This window comes from Thiohalocapsa marina, assembly GCF_008632335.1.
Lineage (GTDB): Bacteria > Pseudomonadota > Gammaproteobacteria > Chromatiales > Chromatiaceae > Thiohalocapsa > Thiohalocapsa marina.
The window spans coordinates 96,745-112,668 of the sequence record NZ_VWXX01000003.1 but is presented as its reverse complement, the minus strand read 5'-3'; the positions used below and the strand labels follow the sequence as shown (position 1 = coordinate 112,668).

General features: G+C 68.4%; 13 protein-coding genes. 10 read left to right on the top strand and 3 right to left on the bottom strand.

From position 1 onward, the window contains the following. Positions 1 to 27 precede the first annotated feature (27 nt). Positions 28 to 801, bottom strand: a complete 774-nt coding sequence (cobF, locus tag F2Q65_RS03410) for a precorrin-6A synthase (deacetylating) (RefSeq protein WP_150090429.1) — start codon at positions 799 to 801, stop codon at positions 28 to 30. A gap of 365 nt (positions 802 to 1,166) precedes the next feature. On the opposite strand from cobF, the gene bchE reads away from it, so the two are divergent. The 9 genes from bchE (at position 1,167) to F2Q65_RS03365 (ending at position 12,762) form a co-directional block, all read left to right on the top strand. After that, a complete protein-coding gene (bchE, locus tag F2Q65_RS03405) occupies positions 1,167 to 2,915 on the top strand; it encodes a magnesium-protoporphyrin IX monomethyl ester anaerobic oxidative cyclase (protein WP_150090427.1) in 1,749 nt (582 codons plus the stop codon). 82 nt (positions 2,916 to 2,997) lie between these two features. Then, positions 2,998 to 4,602 carry a cobyric acid synthase gene (locus F2Q65_RS03400; RefSeq protein ID WP_150090425.1) on the top strand — a complete coding sequence of 535 codons (1,605 nt, stop codon included), beginning with the start codon at positions 2,998 to 3,000 and terminating at the stop codon, positions 4,600 to 4,602. An 88-nt stretch (positions 4,603 to 4,690) separates the two neighbouring features. After that, entirely contained in the window at positions 4,691 to 5,242 is a 552-nt protein-coding gene (locus F2Q65_RS03395) for a Uma2 family endonuclease (protein WP_170265497.1), read from the top strand. A gap of 125 nt (positions 5,243 to 5,367) precedes the next feature. Next, on the top strand, positions 5,368 to 5,703 hold the full coding sequence (locus F2Q65_RS03390) for a cysteine-rich small domain-containing protein (protein WP_150090421.1): 336 nt from the start codon (positions 5,368 to 5,370) through the stop codon (positions 5,701 to 5,703). Continuing rightward, positions 5,700 to 9,470 carry a methionine synthase gene (metH, locus tag F2Q65_RS03385; protein WP_150090419.1) on the top strand — a complete coding sequence of 1,257 codons (3,771 nt, stop codon included), beginning with the start codon at positions 5,700 to 5,702 and terminating at the stop codon, positions 9,468 to 9,470. Before F2Q65_RS03390 ends, metH begins: the two co-directional genes overlap by 4 nt. Then, entirely contained in the window at positions 9,460 to 10,056 is a 597-nt protein-coding gene (cobU, locus tag F2Q65_RS03380; RefSeq protein WP_150090417.1) for a bifunctional adenosylcobinamide kinase/adenosylcobinamide-phosphate guanylyltransferase, read from the top strand. Before metH ends, cobU begins: the two co-directional genes overlap by 11 nt. A gap of 93 nt (positions 10,057 to 10,149) precedes the next feature. Then, on the top strand, positions 10,150 to 10,980 hold the full coding sequence (locus F2Q65_RS03375) for an ABC transporter substrate-binding protein (protein ID WP_246155945.1): 831 nt from the start codon (positions 10,150 to 10,152) through the stop codon (positions 10,978 to 10,980). After that, on the top strand, positions 10,943 to 11,983 hold the full coding sequence (locus tag F2Q65_RS03370) for a FecCD family ABC transporter permease (protein ID WP_342782212.1): 1,041 nt from the start codon (positions 10,943 to 10,945) through the stop codon (positions 11,981 to 11,983). Before F2Q65_RS03375 ends, F2Q65_RS03370 begins: the two co-directional genes overlap by 38 nt. Beyond that, positions 11,980 to 12,762, top strand: coding sequence for an ABC transporter ATP-binding protein (locus F2Q65_RS03365; RefSeq protein ID WP_150090415.1), 783 nt, complete (start codon positions 11,980 to 11,982; stop codon positions 12,760 to 12,762). Before F2Q65_RS03370 ends, F2Q65_RS03365 begins: the two co-directional genes overlap by 4 nt. A gap of 10 nt (positions 12,763 to 12,772) precedes the next feature. Here the strand turns inward: F2Q65_RS03365 and F2Q65_RS03360 are convergent, their stop codons facing one another. Beyond that, entirely contained in the window at positions 12,773 to 13,174 is a 402-nt protein-coding gene (locus F2Q65_RS03360; RefSeq protein WP_150090413.1) for a cobalamin biosynthesis protein, read from the bottom strand. A 34-nt stretch (positions 13,175 to 13,208) separates the two neighbouring features. Between F2Q65_RS03360 and F2Q65_RS03355 the strand changes: the two genes are divergently transcribed. Continuing rightward, on the top strand, positions 13,209 to 14,513 hold the full coding sequence (locus tag F2Q65_RS03355; protein ID WP_150090411.1) for a cobyrinic acid a,c-diamide synthase CobB: 1,305 nt from the start codon (positions 13,209 to 13,211) through the stop codon (positions 14,511 to 14,513). Here the strand turns inward: F2Q65_RS03355 and cbiE are convergent. Continuing rightward, positions 14,510 to 15,751, bottom strand: a complete 1,242-nt coding sequence (gene cbiE / locus F2Q65_RS03350; RefSeq protein WP_150090409.1) for a precorrin-6y C5,15-methyltransferase (decarboxylating) subunit CbiE — start codon at positions 15,749 to 15,751, stop codon at positions 14,510 to 14,512. The genes F2Q65_RS03355 and cbiE overlap by 4 nt on opposite strands. Positions 15,752 to 15,924: the final 173 nt, after the last annotated feature.

Below are 15,924 nucleotides of genomic sequence, written 5' to 3'. Positions count from 1 at the left end.
ATACCCCGGCCGCGGGAATGACGAAGTTCACCTGCGACGCCGCAGCAGGTAGATGTCCATCAACCAGCCTTTCTCCTCCCGGACCCTGGCGCGGGTCTGCAGCAGGTCGTCGAGCACCTCGTCGAGGGGGCCGCCCACCAGGACCTCGTCCGGGCAGCCGAGATAGCCGCCCCAGTAGATGTCCATGCCCTGGCCGCGGAAACGCTGGAACGACGCCTTGCCGTCGAGCATGACCACGGCGTTCTCGATCTCGGCGGGGTCGCAGGTCTCGAGGTGGCGTCCGGTGGTGATGGTGACCTGCTCGCCGATGCGGTTCAGCGGGATCCGATGCCGGGCCGTCAGGGCCTGCACCGAGGTGATACCGGGAATGATCTCGAAGTCCAGCCCGCCGCTGGAATCCCCCGCCAGCTCTTCCACCAGTTCCGCCACCATGGACACCGTCTGGTCGTACAGCGACGGGTCGCCCCACAGCAGCAGCGCGCCGCATTGCCCCGGCTGCAGCTCGTCGGCCAGCAGTTGCGCGAACAGCCGGCGCTTCTGCTGGTGCCAGGTTCGGACATCCGCGGCATAGTCCCCGGTGTGCGTCTGCCGCTCCGGGCTGGACGCCACCACCACGCGGTATCCGTCGTCGCCGAGGTAGTGGCGCAGGATGTCCCGCCGCATCTGCAGCAGCTCCTCCTTGCCCCGGCCCGCCTTCTCCAGCATGAAGAAGACATCCACCCGCCGCAGGGCATCGACGGCCTGCATGGTCAGGTATTCCGGGCCTCCCGGGCCCATGCCGATGAGATACAGCTTTTTCATCCGACTGGCCATTGCAGGCATGCCCATAACACGTGTTGACTGAAAACCGAAGGAAGGGATCGGGAACGGGATCCGGCCTGGGATCCGGCTCGGAATCGGACGTGGCGCCGGCATCGCACGGACATCATGGCGATTCCAGCCGCGCCTTGGTATGATCCGACAACTTGATTTCGCGGACAACCGGTCATAACGCCTCGATCCGGTTGCATCTGGCCCGCGGTTGAAACGGCCGACAGACCACACAGGCACAGCTTGCCCGGTTCGGTTCGGTCCATGCACTCTCCCGTCGAGACAGGCCTCCGTGTTGCCGTTGTTCCACCCAGACATCTTCAGAGCGACCACCGCCGAAGACCCGGAGCTAAAACATGCGAATTCTCTTTGTCCACCCGAACTACAGCGCCGGTGCCGCGGATATCGCCGGCAACTGGTCACCGGCCTGGGTCGCGTACCTCGCGGGCTATCTCAAGGCCGGCGGCTACGAGGACTATCACTTCGTCGATGCACTGGTGGACAAGCTCGACGAGGAACAGGTGCGCGTCGCCATCCGCGAGGCCAAGGCCGACATCGTCGCCACCACGGCCATGACGCCGATGATCTACACCGCCCAACGGGTACTGCAGATCGCCAAGGAGGAAAACCCCGACGCCATCACCCTGCTCGGCGGCATCCATCCCACCTTCATGTTCAACCAGGTGCTGGCCGAGGCGCCCTGGATCGACGTCATCGTCCGCGGCGAGGGCGAGGCCGTCACGCTGAACCTGGTCCGCGCCGTCGACGAAGGTCGCTGGCCGTCCGATCGCCAGAACATCAAGGGCATCGCCTATCTGGACGAGAACAACCAGGTGGTCGCCACACCGGCAGAGCCGTCGATCAAGGACGTGGATTCCATCCGCGCCGACTGGGGCATCCTCGAGTGGAAGAAGTACATCTACATCCCGCTGGGCGTGCCGGTGGCGACCCCCAACATGGCCCGTGGCTGCCCCTTCACCTGCAGCTTCTGTTCCCAGTGGAAGTTCTGGCGCGACTACCGCGTGCGCGATCCGAAGACGATGGTCGACGAGATCGAGGAACTGGTGAAGGTCCACGGCGTCGGCTTCTTCATCCTCGCCGACGAGGAACCGCAGATCAACAAGGCCAAGTTCGTCGCCTTCTGCCAGGAACTCATCGACCGCGACCTGGGCATCCATTGGGGCATCAACACCCGCGTCACCGACGTCATGCGTGACGAGGACCTGCTGCCCTTCTACCGCAAGGCCGGCCTGGTGCACGTCTCCCTCGGCACCGAGGCCGCGGCACAGCTCAACCTGGACCGGTTCGTCAAGGAAACCACCATCGAGCAGAACCGCCGCGCCATCGAGCTCTTGCAGCAGAATGGCATCGTCACCGAGGCGCAGTTCATCGTCGGCCTCGAGAACGAGACCCGCGAGACGCTTGAGGAGACCTATCAGATGGTCATGGACTGGGGTGCCGACATGGCCAACTGGTCGATGTACACCCCCTGGCCCTTCTCCGACATGTTCACCGAGATGGGCGACAAGGTCGAGGTCCACGACTACTCCAAGTACAACTTCGTCTCGCCCATCATGAAGCCGGACAACATCGATCGTGCCGAGCTGCTCGATGGCGTCATGGCCAACTATCGGCGCTTCTACATGAAGCGCATGTTCTTCCAGTACCCCTGGGTGCGTGACCCGTTCCGCCGCAAGTACCTGATCGGCTGCATCAAGGCCTTCCTGAAGAGCGCCACCGAGCGGCGTTTCTACCAGCTTGGCCAGCAGAACTACTGGGGCCCGATGTTCAAGAAGTTCATCAAGTTCGACTACGACAAGTCCAGGTCGAAGATCGTCGAGCCGGATCACAACGCCTGGAAGAAGGCCCCGCCGGCGAAGCGCCCGGCAGCGACAGCGGCCGCGCCCATCGGCACCAGTCAGGCCGTACCCATGGCCTGCGGCGGCGGCAACCAGCAGATGGAAGACCTGGAGCCGGGTGCTGTGGCCTCGCCGAAATGCCAGCCGGGTGGTTGCGGCGGCGGCAGCGTCACCAAACCCGCCCAGGTGGCAATGCCCGAGCTGAGCAAGCGCAAGCAGCCGGAGGCGATCGCCGAAGAGGCCTGAAACAGGGCCGCAGGCCCCAACCCAAAGCGCTGACCCACCAAACGCCCCACACGCTGGGGCGTTTTCGACTTCGACCCATGCCATGACCGATCAAGCCCCCGACATCGACCTGCAGTTGCCGCCCCTGACCGAGCACGGGCCCCGCCGGGCGCGCACGCTCATGATCCAGGGCACCGCCTCGGACGTGGGCAAGAGCCTGCTGGTGGCCGGTCTATGCCGGGCCTTTGCCCGTCGCGGCCTGGTGGTGCGCCCGTTCAAGGCGCAGAACATGAGCAACAACGCCGCGGTGACGGCGGACTCCGATCTGCCGCCCGATGCCGACGGCCGGCAGCCCCAGGGCGAGATTGGCCGCGCCCAGGCGCTGCAGGCGCGCGCTTGCGGCGTGCCACCCTCGATCCACATGAACCCGGTCCTGCTCAAGCCCCAGACCAACGTCGGCTCTCAGGTGGTGCTGCGCGGCCGGGCGCTGGGCAACTGCCCGGCGCGGGTCTATCACCAGATGCGTCAGGGCATGATGCCGGCGATCCTGGACAGCTTCGAGCGCCTCTGCGCCGAAGCGGATCTGGTACTGGTCGAGGGCGCCGGCAGCGGCGCCGAGGTCTATCTGCGCGACTGCGACATCACCAACATGTACTTCGCCGAGCGGGCGGGCGTGCCGGTGATCGTGCTCGGCGATCTGGACAAGGGCGGCACCATGGCCTCGCTGGTGGGCACCTGGCTGCTGCTGGACCAGGCGGATCGTGATCGGGTGGTCGGCTACCTGGTCAACAAGTTCCGCGGCGACTTCTCGCTGTTCGAGCCTGCCTGTGAGACCATCACCGCGCACACCGGCTGGCCGTTCCTGGGCGTGCTGCGCTGGTTCGAGGGCGCCAGTCGACTGCCGGCGGAAGACTCGCTGGCACTGGAGCGCCCGGCCGAGGGCGATTGGGCCAATGGCGGCGGCAGCATCAATATCGCCGTGCCGCGGCTCTCGCGCACCGCCAACTTCGACGACCTGGATCCGCTCGCCGCCGAACCCGGTGTCAACCTGCGCTGGATCCAGCCCGGCCAGGTGATCCCGGCCGAGACCCATGTGGTGATCCTGCCCGGCTCCAAGGCGACGCGGGCCGACCTGGATGCCCTGCGCCGGGCCGGCTGGGACATCGACATCCTCGCCCATGTGCGCCGCGGCGGGCGGGTGCTCGGCCTCTGTGCGGGCTTCCAGATGCTCGGGCGGGTGGTGCGGGACCCCCAGGGCATCGAGGGCGAACCCGGAGAGACCCCCGGACTCGGCCTGCTGGACATCGAGACCGAGATCGGCTCCGACAAGCGCCTGATCGACCTGGCCGCAACCGACCGGCACAGCGGCTGTCCCATCCGGGGCTACGAGATGCACATGGGTCGCACCACCGGCCCCGGCCTGGAACGGCCCTGGCTGGATCTGGCGGAAACGGCCCAAACTGGCACCGACCGCGCCGAAGCGCGGACCCGCCCAGAGGGCGCCATCTCCGCCGACGGCCGCGTCATGGGTGGCTATCTGCACGGCATCTTCTCCAGCGACGCCTTCCGCGCCCATTGGCTGGAACAGGTCGGCGGGCGCGCCGCGCAGATGGATTTCGAGACCCGCATCGAACAGGCACTGGACGACCTGGCCACGCACATCGAGGCCAACCTCGACCTCGACGCCCTGTTGCGACTGGCGCGTTGACGCCCTCCTGCGGTCACCGGCAAAGGCCGCTATGCGATCCAAACCTCCAGACCGCCGATGCCTGACGATGCCATCGGGGCGCTCATCGATGACCGTCGCTGCCCAGACCCTGCCAAGAATGGACCCCGAGGCCTTCCTCGCATTCGAACGCGATGCGGAGTGCCGCCACGAACTGGTCGACGGTTACCTGTTCGCCATGACCGGCGCCAGCGCGCGTCATGGGGAAATTCTCGCCAACCTGCTCGCGGCCATTCACACCCATCTCCGCGGTGGTCCCTGCCGTGTCTATGGCTCAAACCTGAAGATCCGTGTCGAAGACGATTTCTTCTATCCCGATCTCTTCGTCCGCTGCGGCCAGGATCAGGGAGACCCCTACTTCAAGACCGACCCGCTTCTGATCATCGAGATCCACTCGCCCAACACCCAGCGCTACGACCGGGGTGACAAGCGTCTGGCCTACCAGCGCCTGGACAGCCTGCGTGACTATGTCCTGATCCATCAGGATGCCCCGCTGGTGGAGGCGTTCCGGCGACATGACATCGGCTGGTACAACCAGGCGCGCATCATTCGGGGGCCGGATGGCCTGCTGGAACTCCCGTCGATCGGCCTGACTATCGCACTTGCCGACCTCTATGCCTGAGTTCCGCACCGCTTCTCCGCCGCAACCCGCTTGCCGGAACCCCTCCGCCGCCCCATTGTCAGCGGATTGACGGCGCGGCCGCCCGGGACTGGGCGCCGCGATGCCATACACACGAGCCGCGGCACATGCAACCCAAAGACCTGACCGACAACGAGGCCTACAAGGGCTTCACCAACAGCGACTGCCCGTTTCTGCCCTGCCATGCTGGTGTCAAGCGCGAATTCAACTGCCTTTTCTGCTATTGTCCGTTGATTGCCTACGAGTGTCCGGGACCCTATCAGGTCTTCACCGACGCCAACGGCCTCCAGCGCAAGGACTGCTCGTCCTGCACCCTGCCCCATGACGGCTATCGCGCCTCCTGGGCATTCATCCAGAAATGGCTGGCCAGACCCGTTATCTGGGATGGCCATGCGCAGGACCCTCGCTATCTTCCACGCAAGAAAGATCACTCAGCATCATGACAGATCGCCATCCCCTCCTCCGCCAGCGCCTGCAACAGGCCATCCTCATCCTCGACGGCGCCATGGGCACCATGATCCAGCAGCGCAAGCTGGAAGAGGCCGACTATCGCGGCGAGCGCTTTGCCGACTGGCCGTCGGATCTCAAGGGGAACAACGATCTGCTGGTGCTGACGCGACCGGACGTCATCGCCGACATCCACGGTGAATACCTGGCCGCCGGCGCGGATATCATCGAGACCAACACCTTCAACGCCACCCGCATCGCCATGGCCGACTATGGCATGGAGGAGTTGGCCCGCGAGATCAATGTCGCCGCGGCCCGGCTGGCGCGCCAGGCGGCCGAGTCCGCATCCACCCCGGAGAAACCCCGCTTCGTTGCCGGCGTGCTTGGCCCGACCAACCGCACCGCCTCCATCTCGCCAGACGTCAACGATCCCGGCAAGCGCAACACCGACTTCGACACCCTGGCCAGCGCCTACGCCGAGGCGACGCGCGGACTGATCGAGGGCGGCGCCGATCTCATCCTGATCGAGACCATCTTCGACACCCTGAATGCCAAGGCCGCCATCTTCGCGGTGCGCCAGGTGTTCGACGAAGACGGCGTCGAACTGCCCATCATGCTCTCGGGCACCATCACCGATCAGTCCGGGCGCACCCTCACCGGCCAGACCACCGAGGCCTTCTACAACTCGCTGCGCCATGCCGAGCCCATCAGTGTCGGCCTGAACTGTGCGCTTGGGCCCTATGAACTGCGCCAGTATGTCGAGGAACTCTCGCGCATCAGCGAGTTTGCCGTTTCCGCGCACCCCAATGCCGGCCTGCCGAATGAACTCGGCGGCTACGATCTCGGCCCTGAACAGATGGCAGGCGAGATCCGCGAATGGGCCCAGAGCGGCTTCCTGAACATTATCGGCGGCTGCTGCGGCACCACGCCGGAGCACATCCGCGCCATCGCGGCCGCCGTCGCCGACTGCGCGCCGCGCCAGGCCCCGGAGATCAAGCCGGCCATGCGTCTGTCGGGCCTGGAGCCCTGCAACATCGACGCCGACAGCTTCTTCGTCAATGTCGGCGAGCGCACCAATGTCACAGGCTCGGCCCGCTTCAAGCGGCTGATCAAGGAGGGCGACTACGACACCGCGCTCTCGGTCGCCCTGGAACAGGTCGAGAACGGCGCCCAGGTCATCGATGTGAACATGGACGAGGGCCTGCTGGATGCGGTCGCCGCCATGCACCGCTTCCTCAATCTGGCCGCCGCCGAGCCGGACATCGCCAAGGTCCCGGTGATGGTCGATTCCTCCAAGTGGGAGGTGATCGAGACCGGGCTCAAGTGCCTGCAGGGCAAGCCCATCGTCAATTCCATCTCGCTGAAGGAAGGCGAGGACAAGTTCATCGAGCAGGCGCGCCTGTGCCGGCGCTATGGCGCGGCGGTGATTGTCATGGCCTTCGACGAGGTCGGCCAGGCCGACACCCAGGCACGCAAGGTCGAGATCTGCACCCGGGCCTACCGTATCCTGACCGAGCAGGTCGGCTTCCCGGCCGAGGACATCATCTTCGACCCCAACATCTTCGCCGTCGCCACCGGCATCGAGGAGCACAACAACTACGCCGTCGATTTCATCGAGGCGACCCGCGAGATCAAGCGGACCCTGCCCCACGCCAAGATCTCCGGTGGTGTCTCCAACGTCTCCTTCTCCTTCCGCGGCAACAACCCGGTCCGCGAGGCCATCCACGCGGTCTTCCTCTACCACGCCATCAAGGCGGGGCTGGACATGGGCATCGTCAATGCCGGTCAGCTGGCGATCTACGACGACCTGCCGGAGGAATTGCGCGAGGCGGTCGAGGACGTGATCCTCAATCGCCGCGACGATGCCACCGAGCGGTTGCTGGACCTGGCGCCCAAGTACAAGGGCGACGGCAGCGCGGGCGAGGCCAAGGTGGATCAGGAATGGCGCGCCTGGGCGGTCGAGAAGCGCATCGAATACGCGCTGATCAAGGGCATCACTGAACACATCGACGACGACACCGAAGAGGCGCGTCAGAAGCTCGGCCGACCGCTCCTGGTGATCGAAGGCCCGCTGATGGACGGCATGAACGTGGTCGGCGATCTCTTCGGCGAGGGCAAGATGTTCCTGCCGCAGGTGGTCAAGTCGGCCCGCGTGATGAAGAAGGCGGTGGCCTATCTCTACCCCTATCTGGAGGCCGAGAAGGCCGAATCAGGCAACCAGGCGCAGAGCAACGGCAAGTTCCTGATCGCCACCGTCAAGGGCGACGTGCATGACATCGGCAAGAACATCGTCGCCGTGGTGCTGCAGTGCAACAGCTATGAGGTGATCGATCTGGGCGTCATGGTGCCGGCCGAGACCATCCTGCAGCGGGCGGTCGAGGAGCAAGTCGACATCATCGGCCTGTCCGGCCTGATCACCCCTTCGCTTGACGAGATGGTGCATGTGGCCAAGGAGATGAAGCGCCAGGGCATCGAGGTGCCCTTGCTGATCGGCGGCGCCACCACCTCCAAGCTGCATACGGCGGTCAAGATTGCGCCCCAACGCGAGCAGCCGGTGATCTACGTGCCGGACGCCTCACGCGCCGTCGGCGTGGTGAGCAACCTGCTGAGCCAACGCGAGCGCGACGGCTATGTCGCCGGCATCCGCGCGGAATACGACAAACTCCGTACCGAGCGCGAGGCCCGCGGCACCACGCGCAAGGCGATGCCGCTGGCGGAGGCCCGTGCCAACAAGGTGCCCATCGACTGGGCCGCCTACCAGCCGCCGCGGCCGGACATCCTCCGGCCCGAGATCGGCTTCCAGGGCTTTTCCGACCTGCCCTTCGCAACCCAGCTGCAGACCGCCGGCGATGGCGTCATCGCCACCATCGACGGTTTCCCCCTGGACGAACTGGTCGAGACCATCGACTGGCTACCGTTCTTCAGGGCCTGGGAACTGGCAGGCAGCCGCTTCCCGGACATCCTCGACGACGAGATCATCGGCGAGGAGGCCCGCAAGCTCTACGCCGACGCCCGGGCATTCCTCGACCGCCTGGTCCGGGAGCGCTGGCTGACCGCGCGGTGCGTGTTCGGCTTTTTCCCGGCCAATTCCATCGATGACGACATCCTGCTCTACGCCGACGAGGCCCGCGAGCAGGTCACGGCCAGGCTGTTCAACCTGCGCCAGCAGATGATGCGCTCCGCTGGCCGCGGCCAGCCGAATCTGTGCCTCAGCGACTTCGTCGCGCCCGTGGACAGCGGCCGACCGGACTGGATCGGCGCCTTCGCCGTCACCGCCGGCATCGGCATCGATGCCCATCTGGAACGCTTCGAGGCCGACCACGACGACTACAACGCCATCATGCTCAAGGCCCTGGCCGATCGCCTGGCGGAGTCCTTCGCCGAGCGGCTGCACCAGCTGGTGCGCACCCGCTTCTGGGGCTATGCCCCCGACGAGCAACTGGACAATGCCGCACTGATCGCCGAGAAATACCAGGGCATCCGGCCGGCGCCCGGCTATGCCGCCTGCCCGGACCACACGGAAAAGGGCACCCTCTGGTCGCTGCTGCAACCCGATCAGCGCATTGGCCTGACGCTGACGGAAAGCTACGCCATGCTGCCCACGGCGGCGGTCTCCGGCTGGTATCTGTCGCACCCGGATGCGCGCTACTTCGGCACCGGCAAGATCCAGCAGGACCAGGTGGAAGACTATGCCGCGCGCAAGGGACTGACACTGGCGGAGGCCGAGCGCTGGCTGGCGCCGGTGCTGGGCTATGATCCCTGAGCCTGACCCCGTATCGGCGCGCACAGAGACGCCCGCACCTGAGCACATCCCGGCACTCACGCTGGTCACCGGGCCCGCGCGCAGCGGCAAGAGCGAATGGGCGGAAGCGCTGGCGGTCCGCTCGGGGCGCCCGGTGGTCTATCTGGCAACCGCGCGGGAGGATCCGGATGACGCCGACTGGAGCGCACGCATCGCGCAGCACCGTCAAAGGCGCCCCGATCACTGGCGCACGGTGTGCGTACCCACCGGGCTGGAGGCGGCGATCGCGTCCCACCGCGCCGCTGACGCCTGCCTGCTGGTGGACTCCCTCGGCACCTGGGTGGCAAACCTGCTGGAACTGGACGCCGCCGCCTGGGACAGCCGCGTGCGCAGCCTGCTGGAGGTGCTCGCACCGGGGCGCGGGACGGTGATCCTGGTGGGCGAGGAAACCGGCTGGGGGGTGATCCCGGCCTATCCCGTCGGCCGCACCTTCCGCGACCGGCTCGGCGGCCTGGTCCGGCGTCTCGGCCCCCGCTGCGAGGCCAGCTATCTGGTCACCGGTGGCTATGCCGTGGATCTGCGCCGGCTGGGCACCCCCCTCGGCTGAGGCCCCGGTCGCGCCGGACAGAGGACACCGACCCTGCCACAACCCATCCGCACCCGTCTCTCGCCCGCCTTGTGGCCAGCAGTGCGAGCAGCCTTGCTGCTGGCACTGCTGGCGACCGCGCCCACGGCTGCGTGGGCGGAGTTGCCACGGGTCGCCAGCACCAACCTGTGCGCCGATCTGCTGCTGCTGCAGATCGCGGCGCCCGAACAGATCGTCTCGGTCTCGCGTCAGAGCCAGGACTCACCGCTGTCGCCCGTTGCCGAGCAGGCCCGGTCGTATCCGCCCAACCGCGGCGGCGTCGAGGATCTGCTCTACCGCTCGCCGGACATGGCGCTGGTCTACCAGGGCTGGACCGGGCGACGCCATGCCGAGCTCCTGTCCGAGCAGGGGATCGCGGTGATCCCGCTGCCCTATCCGCAGACCTGGGACGAGGCCCTGGCAATCACCCGTCAGGTCGCCGCGCGGATCGGCCGCCAGCAGGCAGCCGAGTCGGTCATCGCCGACGCCGAGGCCCGCCTGCGCACACTGGGTGCACGGCCCCGCCCCTACCGCGTGCTCTATCTGCGGCCCAGCGGCGGCACGGCCGGCAGCGGCACCTATGTCGACGACCTGCTGCAACGGCTGGGGGTGCGCAACCATGCCGCGGACCTCGGCCATGCGGGCTGGGGTCGGCTGCCGCTGGAATCACTGGTGGGGTCGCCGCCGGATGTCTTCCTGCTGGGCTATTTCGAGTCTGCCCAGCCCTCCACCCAGGCCGCCTACGGCCGACATCCGCTGCTGCGGCGGCTGCTGGAGCGCATCCCGAGCATCACGGTGCCGACCACCGTCTGGGGTTGCGGGGGGCTGGAACTGGTGACCGCAGCGGAGCACATCGCGGCTCGACTCGATGAGCTCGACCAGCTCGGTCGACCCCAATCCCGGTGACAGGCCGCCGCCGATGCGCCCTTCGCCGCTGAACCTGCTGCTGCTCGGCCTGCTGATGACGCTGAGCCTGTTGTCGCTGGGCCTTGGCGAGGCCCCCCTCAGACCCGGCGAGGTGCTTGGCGGGCTGCTGGGCTGGGGGGCAGAAGAACACCGGCTGATCGTGCGCCAGATCCGCTTGCCGCGGGTGGTGCTGGCCTGGCTGGTTGGGGCCACGCTGGGCATGTCCGGTGCCGCGCTGCAGGGCCTGTTGCGCAATCCCCTTGCGGAGCCGGGGCTGCTCGGCATCTCCGCCAGCGCCGGACTGGGGGCGGTGGTGGCGCTGTATTTCGGCCTCGGCGCCCTGACCCTCTGGGCGGTGCCGCTGGCCGCCATGGGCTTTGCGCTGCTGGCCACCTCCATCCTGTACGCCCTGACCCGCGCCGGCGCCACCAACCTGACCCTGATCCTGGCGGGGATCGCGCTGTCGTCGCTGGCGGCGGCGCTGACCTCGTTGGCCCTCAACCTGGCGCCGACGCCGTCCGGCGTGCAGGACATCGTGCTCTGGCTGCTGGGTTCCATCGCCGACCGCAGCTTCGACGACATCTGGCTGAGTCTGCCCTTCGTCGTCCTGGGGCTCGGGCTGCTGCTGACGAGCGCGCCGGCGCTGGAGTTGCTGGCCCTGGGCGAGGGCGAGGCGAGCACCCTGGGGGTGGACATGACGCGTCTGCGCGGGCTGATCATCCTGGGCTCGGCACTGGGGGTCGGCGCCGTCGTCGCCGTGACCGGCGCCATCGGCTTCGTCGGCCTGGTGGTGCCCCACCTGCTGCGGCGCTTCGTCGACTACCGGCCAGGCCGCCTGCTGCTGCCCAGCGCCCTCGGCGGAGCGCTGCTGGTGCTGGCTGCCGATCTGGCCATCCGTCTCATCGACACGCCGCGGGAACTGATGCTGGGGGTAGTGACAGCGCTGGTGGGGGCGCCCTTCTTCCTGGCTCTGGTGCTGCGCTCACGCAGGGACATGCTGTGAGCCTGCTCGAGGCCAGCGCGCTGCAGGTCCGCCTCGGCGGCAAGCCCCTGGTGCGGGACCTGTCCTTCGCCCTCGACGCCGGCGAACTGCTCGGCCTGATCGGCCCCAACGGCGCCGGCAAGAGCACCGCGCTCAAGGCGCTGGTGCAACTGCTGCCCCACAGCGGAGCCATAAGGCTCGACGGCCGGGATCCGGCCACGCTGCCGGCGCGGGAGCGGGGGCGCCGGATCGCCTATCTGAGCCAGAACGACAGCCTGCAATGGCCGATCTCGGTGCGCGATCTGGTGGCCCTGGGCCGGCACCCGTACCGGGGCAGCTGGTGGCGCGGCGACGGTGGTCTGGGCAGGCGCGATGACGAGGCGATCGACAAGGCCCTGCGCGCCACCGATGTCTGGCACCTGCGCGGGCGCAAGGTCACCGAGCTGTCCGGCGGCGAACGTGCACGCGCACGCCTGGCACGGGTGCTCGCCGTGGAGGCCCCCGTGATCCTGGCGGACGAACCGGTGGCCGCGCTGGACCCGAGGCATCAGCTGCGGGTGATGGAGCTGCTGCGGGCGCAAAGCCGCCAGGGCCGGGGGCTGATCCTGGTGCTGCACGACCTGACCCTGGCCAGCCGCTTCTGCGACCGGCTGCTGCTGCTGGACCGGGGCCGGCCGGTTGCCTCGGGCACGCCGGATACCGTGCTGACGCAACCGCATCTGCGCGCGGTCTACGGCATTCGCGCCGTCAGCGGCCGACATCAGGGACAGGACTACCTGCTGCCCTGGGAGTGCGTCTGAGTGGGCCGATTCAGGGGCCGTCGCCCATGACCGCCGCCGCCACCGTGACGGCCTTGCCGTCGGCGCCGCGCCAAACGCACCGGGGCAGCAACAGTTCCCCGCCGCCGGCGGCGAGCAGCGCGGCGGCCTCGGCGACGCTCGGCGTGCCGATGACACGCGCCACGCGCGCGGAGGCCGTGGGTACCGCGACAGCGGCCAGGGCCTCTTCCGGGAAGAACTGCAACGGCCAGCCGCGAGCCCGGGCCAGCGCCAGCAACGCCGGTTCATCGGCCTTGCGGCAATGGCTGGCGAGCCGGCACACGCGGACCTGGCCCAGCGGCCGCAAGGCCGCGTCCACGGCCTGCTCCAGATCGGCCAGGGAAACGCCGCGCCGGCAGCCCAGCCCCAGCGCGATCGCTGTGGTGTTGTTCATATGACCAAAAACTGACGGCCTTTGACTACGAACGATGTCGACTCCTGCAACGCCTCAATGTCCCGCCCTGTTCCTGAGCGCCTGTTCGTCGGGCCAGGGCAAGACTACGCTGGTGGCGGCCCTGGCGCGGCATCACCGCCGGCAGGGCCGGCGTGTGCGGGTGTTCAAGACGGGACCGGACTTTCTCGACCCGATGATCCTGGAGCGCGCAAGCGGCGCGCCAGTGGACCCGCTGGATCTGTGGATGGTCGGCGAGGATGACTGCCGGCGCAAGCTCCACGCCGCCGCCGGCGAGGCCGATCTGATCCTGATCGAGGGCGCGATGGGACTGTTCGACGGCAGCCCGTCCGGAGCCGACCTGGCGGAGACCTTCGGCGTCCCGGTGGCCGCCCTGATCGATGCGCGCGGCATGGGCCAGACCTTCGGCGCGCTCGCCCTGGGGCTGGCGGGTTACCGGCCGGGTCTGGCCTTTGCCGGGGTGCTGGCAAACCGGGTCGCGAGCCCCCGCCATGAGGCGATGATCCGGGCAGGCATGCCGGCGTCGGTGCCCTGGCTGGGCGCCCTGCCACGCCAGACGGACGCCGCCTTGCCGAGCCGGCATCTGGGGCTGGTCCAGGCCGGGGAGATTGCGGACCTGGAGCAACGGCTGGACGCCGCGGCGGAGCCCGTCGCCGACACCGCCCTGGGCCGGTTGCCGGCGCCGGTGGCCTTCGCGGCGCCGCTGCCGAGCGCGCCACTGCCGCCGCGGCTGGCCGGTCGGCGCATTGCGGTGGCGCGGGATGCCGCCTTCTCGTTCCTCTATGCCGACAATCTGCGACTGCTGAGCGCGATGGGGGCCGAGCTGGACTTCTTCTCGCCGCTGGCGGATCAGGGCGTGGAGGCGGACGCTATCTACCTCCCCGGCGGCTACCCGGAACTGCACCTCGCGGCGCTGTCCGCCAACCAGGGCATGCGTCGCGCGCTGCGGGCGCATCTGGCCGCGGGCCGCCCCCTGTACGCCGAATGCGGCGGCATGCTGTACCTGCTCGACCAGCTCGCCGACAAGGACGGTCACGTCGCCGCCATGGCCGGTCTGCTGCCGGGACGCGGGCAGATGCAGCAACGCCTGGCCGGACTCGGCATGCAGGCCCTGGCCACGCCCCAGGGCCGTCTGCGCGGACACAGCTTCCATCATTCGACCATGGAGACGCCGCTGGCCCCGCTCGCCCACGGCATCCGGCAGCACGATAGCCGAGCCGGCGAGCCCTTCTACCGCCACGGGGCCCTGCGGGCCAGCTACCTGCATCTGTACTTTCCCTCGGCGCCGGAGGCCGCCGCCGGGCTGTTTGTGCCGGATTAGTCTGGTTTGATCGCGGTCAAGATCGTCACCGGCATCGCGGTGCGCCAGCCGTCGAAGCGACCGAGGGGAGCGGCATGGGCGACCGAGATCCGGGTCAGATCACCGCCGATGCGCGCACGCAAGCCGACCAGGAAAGACTCGCTCTGCACCGTGACGGCATTGGCAACCAGCCGTCCGCCCGGCTTGAGTGCCTGCCAGCAGGCCTCGGCGACGCCGTCAACGGTCAAGCCGCCGCCGATGAACACCGCATCCGGCGGCGCCAGACCGTCCAGCGCCTGGGGCGCGCGTCCAGCCACCAGGCCAAGACCCGGCACCCCCAGGGCTTCGCGGTTGCGCTCGATGAGCGCCCGCCGGCCGGCATCCGGCTCGATGGCCAGGGCGCGACAGTCCCGCTCGGCCCGCATCCACTCGATACCGATGGACCCGCAGCCGGCGCCCACATCCCACAACAGTTCCCCAGGCAGCGGCCCCAGTCGGGCCAGGGTCGCCGAGCGGATGTCGCGTTTGGTCAACTGGCCGTCGTGGGCAAAGGCGTCGTCCGCGAGCCCGCAGCGACGCGACAGGGGCCGGGCATACGCACCGGCCCGACAGGCCACCGCCACCAGGTTCAGCGCCGCGCACGGCTGCTGCGGCGCGGCCCAGTCGGACGCAAGCCCGTCCAGGCGCCGTTCCGCGGGTCCGCCCAGGCGCTCGAAGACCGTCAGCCGGCTACCGCCGAAGCCCTGCGCATCGAGCAGTGCGGCGAGCCGGGCCGGTGTCCGGCCGTCCGCCGACAGCACCAGCAGCCGCGCGTTCGGCGCCAGATAGAGGTTCACCCGCTCCAGCGGCCGGCCGTGGGCCGGGATGACGCGAACGTCCTGCAGCGCCCAGCCCATCCGCGCCGCCGCCAGCGAGATCGACGACGGCGCCGGCAGGATGCGCATCTCGTCCGGGGGCAGACGCTCCGCGAGGCTGCCGCCGATGCCGAACAGCATCGGGTCACCACTTGCGAGCACGCACACCGGGCTGCCGCGATGCGCGAGCAGCCTGTCGAAGGCGGCGGCAAAGGGACTGGGCCAGGCCTCGCGTCGCTGCGTCGCGCTCGGCGGGAGCAGGCGCAGATGACGCTCCCCGCCGAACAGCACAGGGGCCTCGGTGATCGCGCGGCGGGCGGTCTCACCAAGGCCCGCCAGCCCGTCCTCTCCGATGCCGACGATGGTGAGCCAGGCCTGTCGGGGCCGGTCGGTCGCCCGGGTCATGCGTGAACCCCCTGGTGAGTCGACATGTTCGGGGTTGCTGGCTGCATGGGGAGTGAGAGGTGGATGGCGAAAGGTTTCGGAATTATACTGGTCGGTTTAGCGATTCACACCCCACACCCTGCCCTACACCCTGGGGCCCCGGCGGCGTGCGGGTTGCGTCCTGCCATCGAGAC

Coding starts and splice junctions, on each gene's coding strand:
- F2Q65_RS03395 (WP_170265497.1), top strand. CDS start 4,691: ATGACCGTCGCTGCCCAGACCCTGCCAAGAATGGACCCCGAGGCCTTC.
- F2Q65_RS03360 (WP_150090413.1), bottom strand. CDS start 13,174: ATGAACAACACCACAGCGATCGCGCTGGGGCTGGGCTGCCGGCGCGGC.
- cobF (WP_150090429.1), bottom strand. CDS start 801: ATGAAAAAGCTGTATCTCATCGGCATGGGCCCGGGAGGCCCGGAATAC.
- cbiE (WP_150090409.1), bottom strand. CDS start 15,751: ATGACCCGGGCGACCGACCGGCCCCGACAGGCCTGGCTCACCATCGTC.
- F2Q65_RS03400 (WP_150090425.1), top strand. CDS start 2,998: ATGACCGATCAAGCCCCCGACATCGACCTGCAGTTGCCGCCCCTGACC.
- cobU (WP_150090417.1), top strand. CDS start 9,460: ATGATCCCTGAGCCTGACCCCGTATCGGCGCGCACAGAGACGCCCGCA.
- bchE (WP_150090427.1), top strand. CDS start 1,167: ATGCGAATTCTCTTTGTCCACCCGAACTACAGCGCCGGTGCCGCGGAT.
- F2Q65_RS03355 (WP_150090411.1), top strand. CDS start 13,209: ATGTCGACTCCTGCAACGCCTCAATGTCCCGCCCTGTTCCTGAGCGCC.
- metH (WP_150090419.1), top strand. CDS start 5,700: ATGACAGATCGCCATCCCCTCCTCCGCCAGCGCCTGCAACAGGCCATC.
- F2Q65_RS03370 (WP_342782212.1), top strand. CDS start 10,943: ATGAGCTCGACCAGCTCGGTCGACCCCAATCCCGGTGACAGGCCGCCG.
- F2Q65_RS03390 (WP_150090421.1), top strand. CDS start 5,368: ATGCAACCCAAAGACCTGACCGACAACGAGGCCTACAAGGGCTTCACC.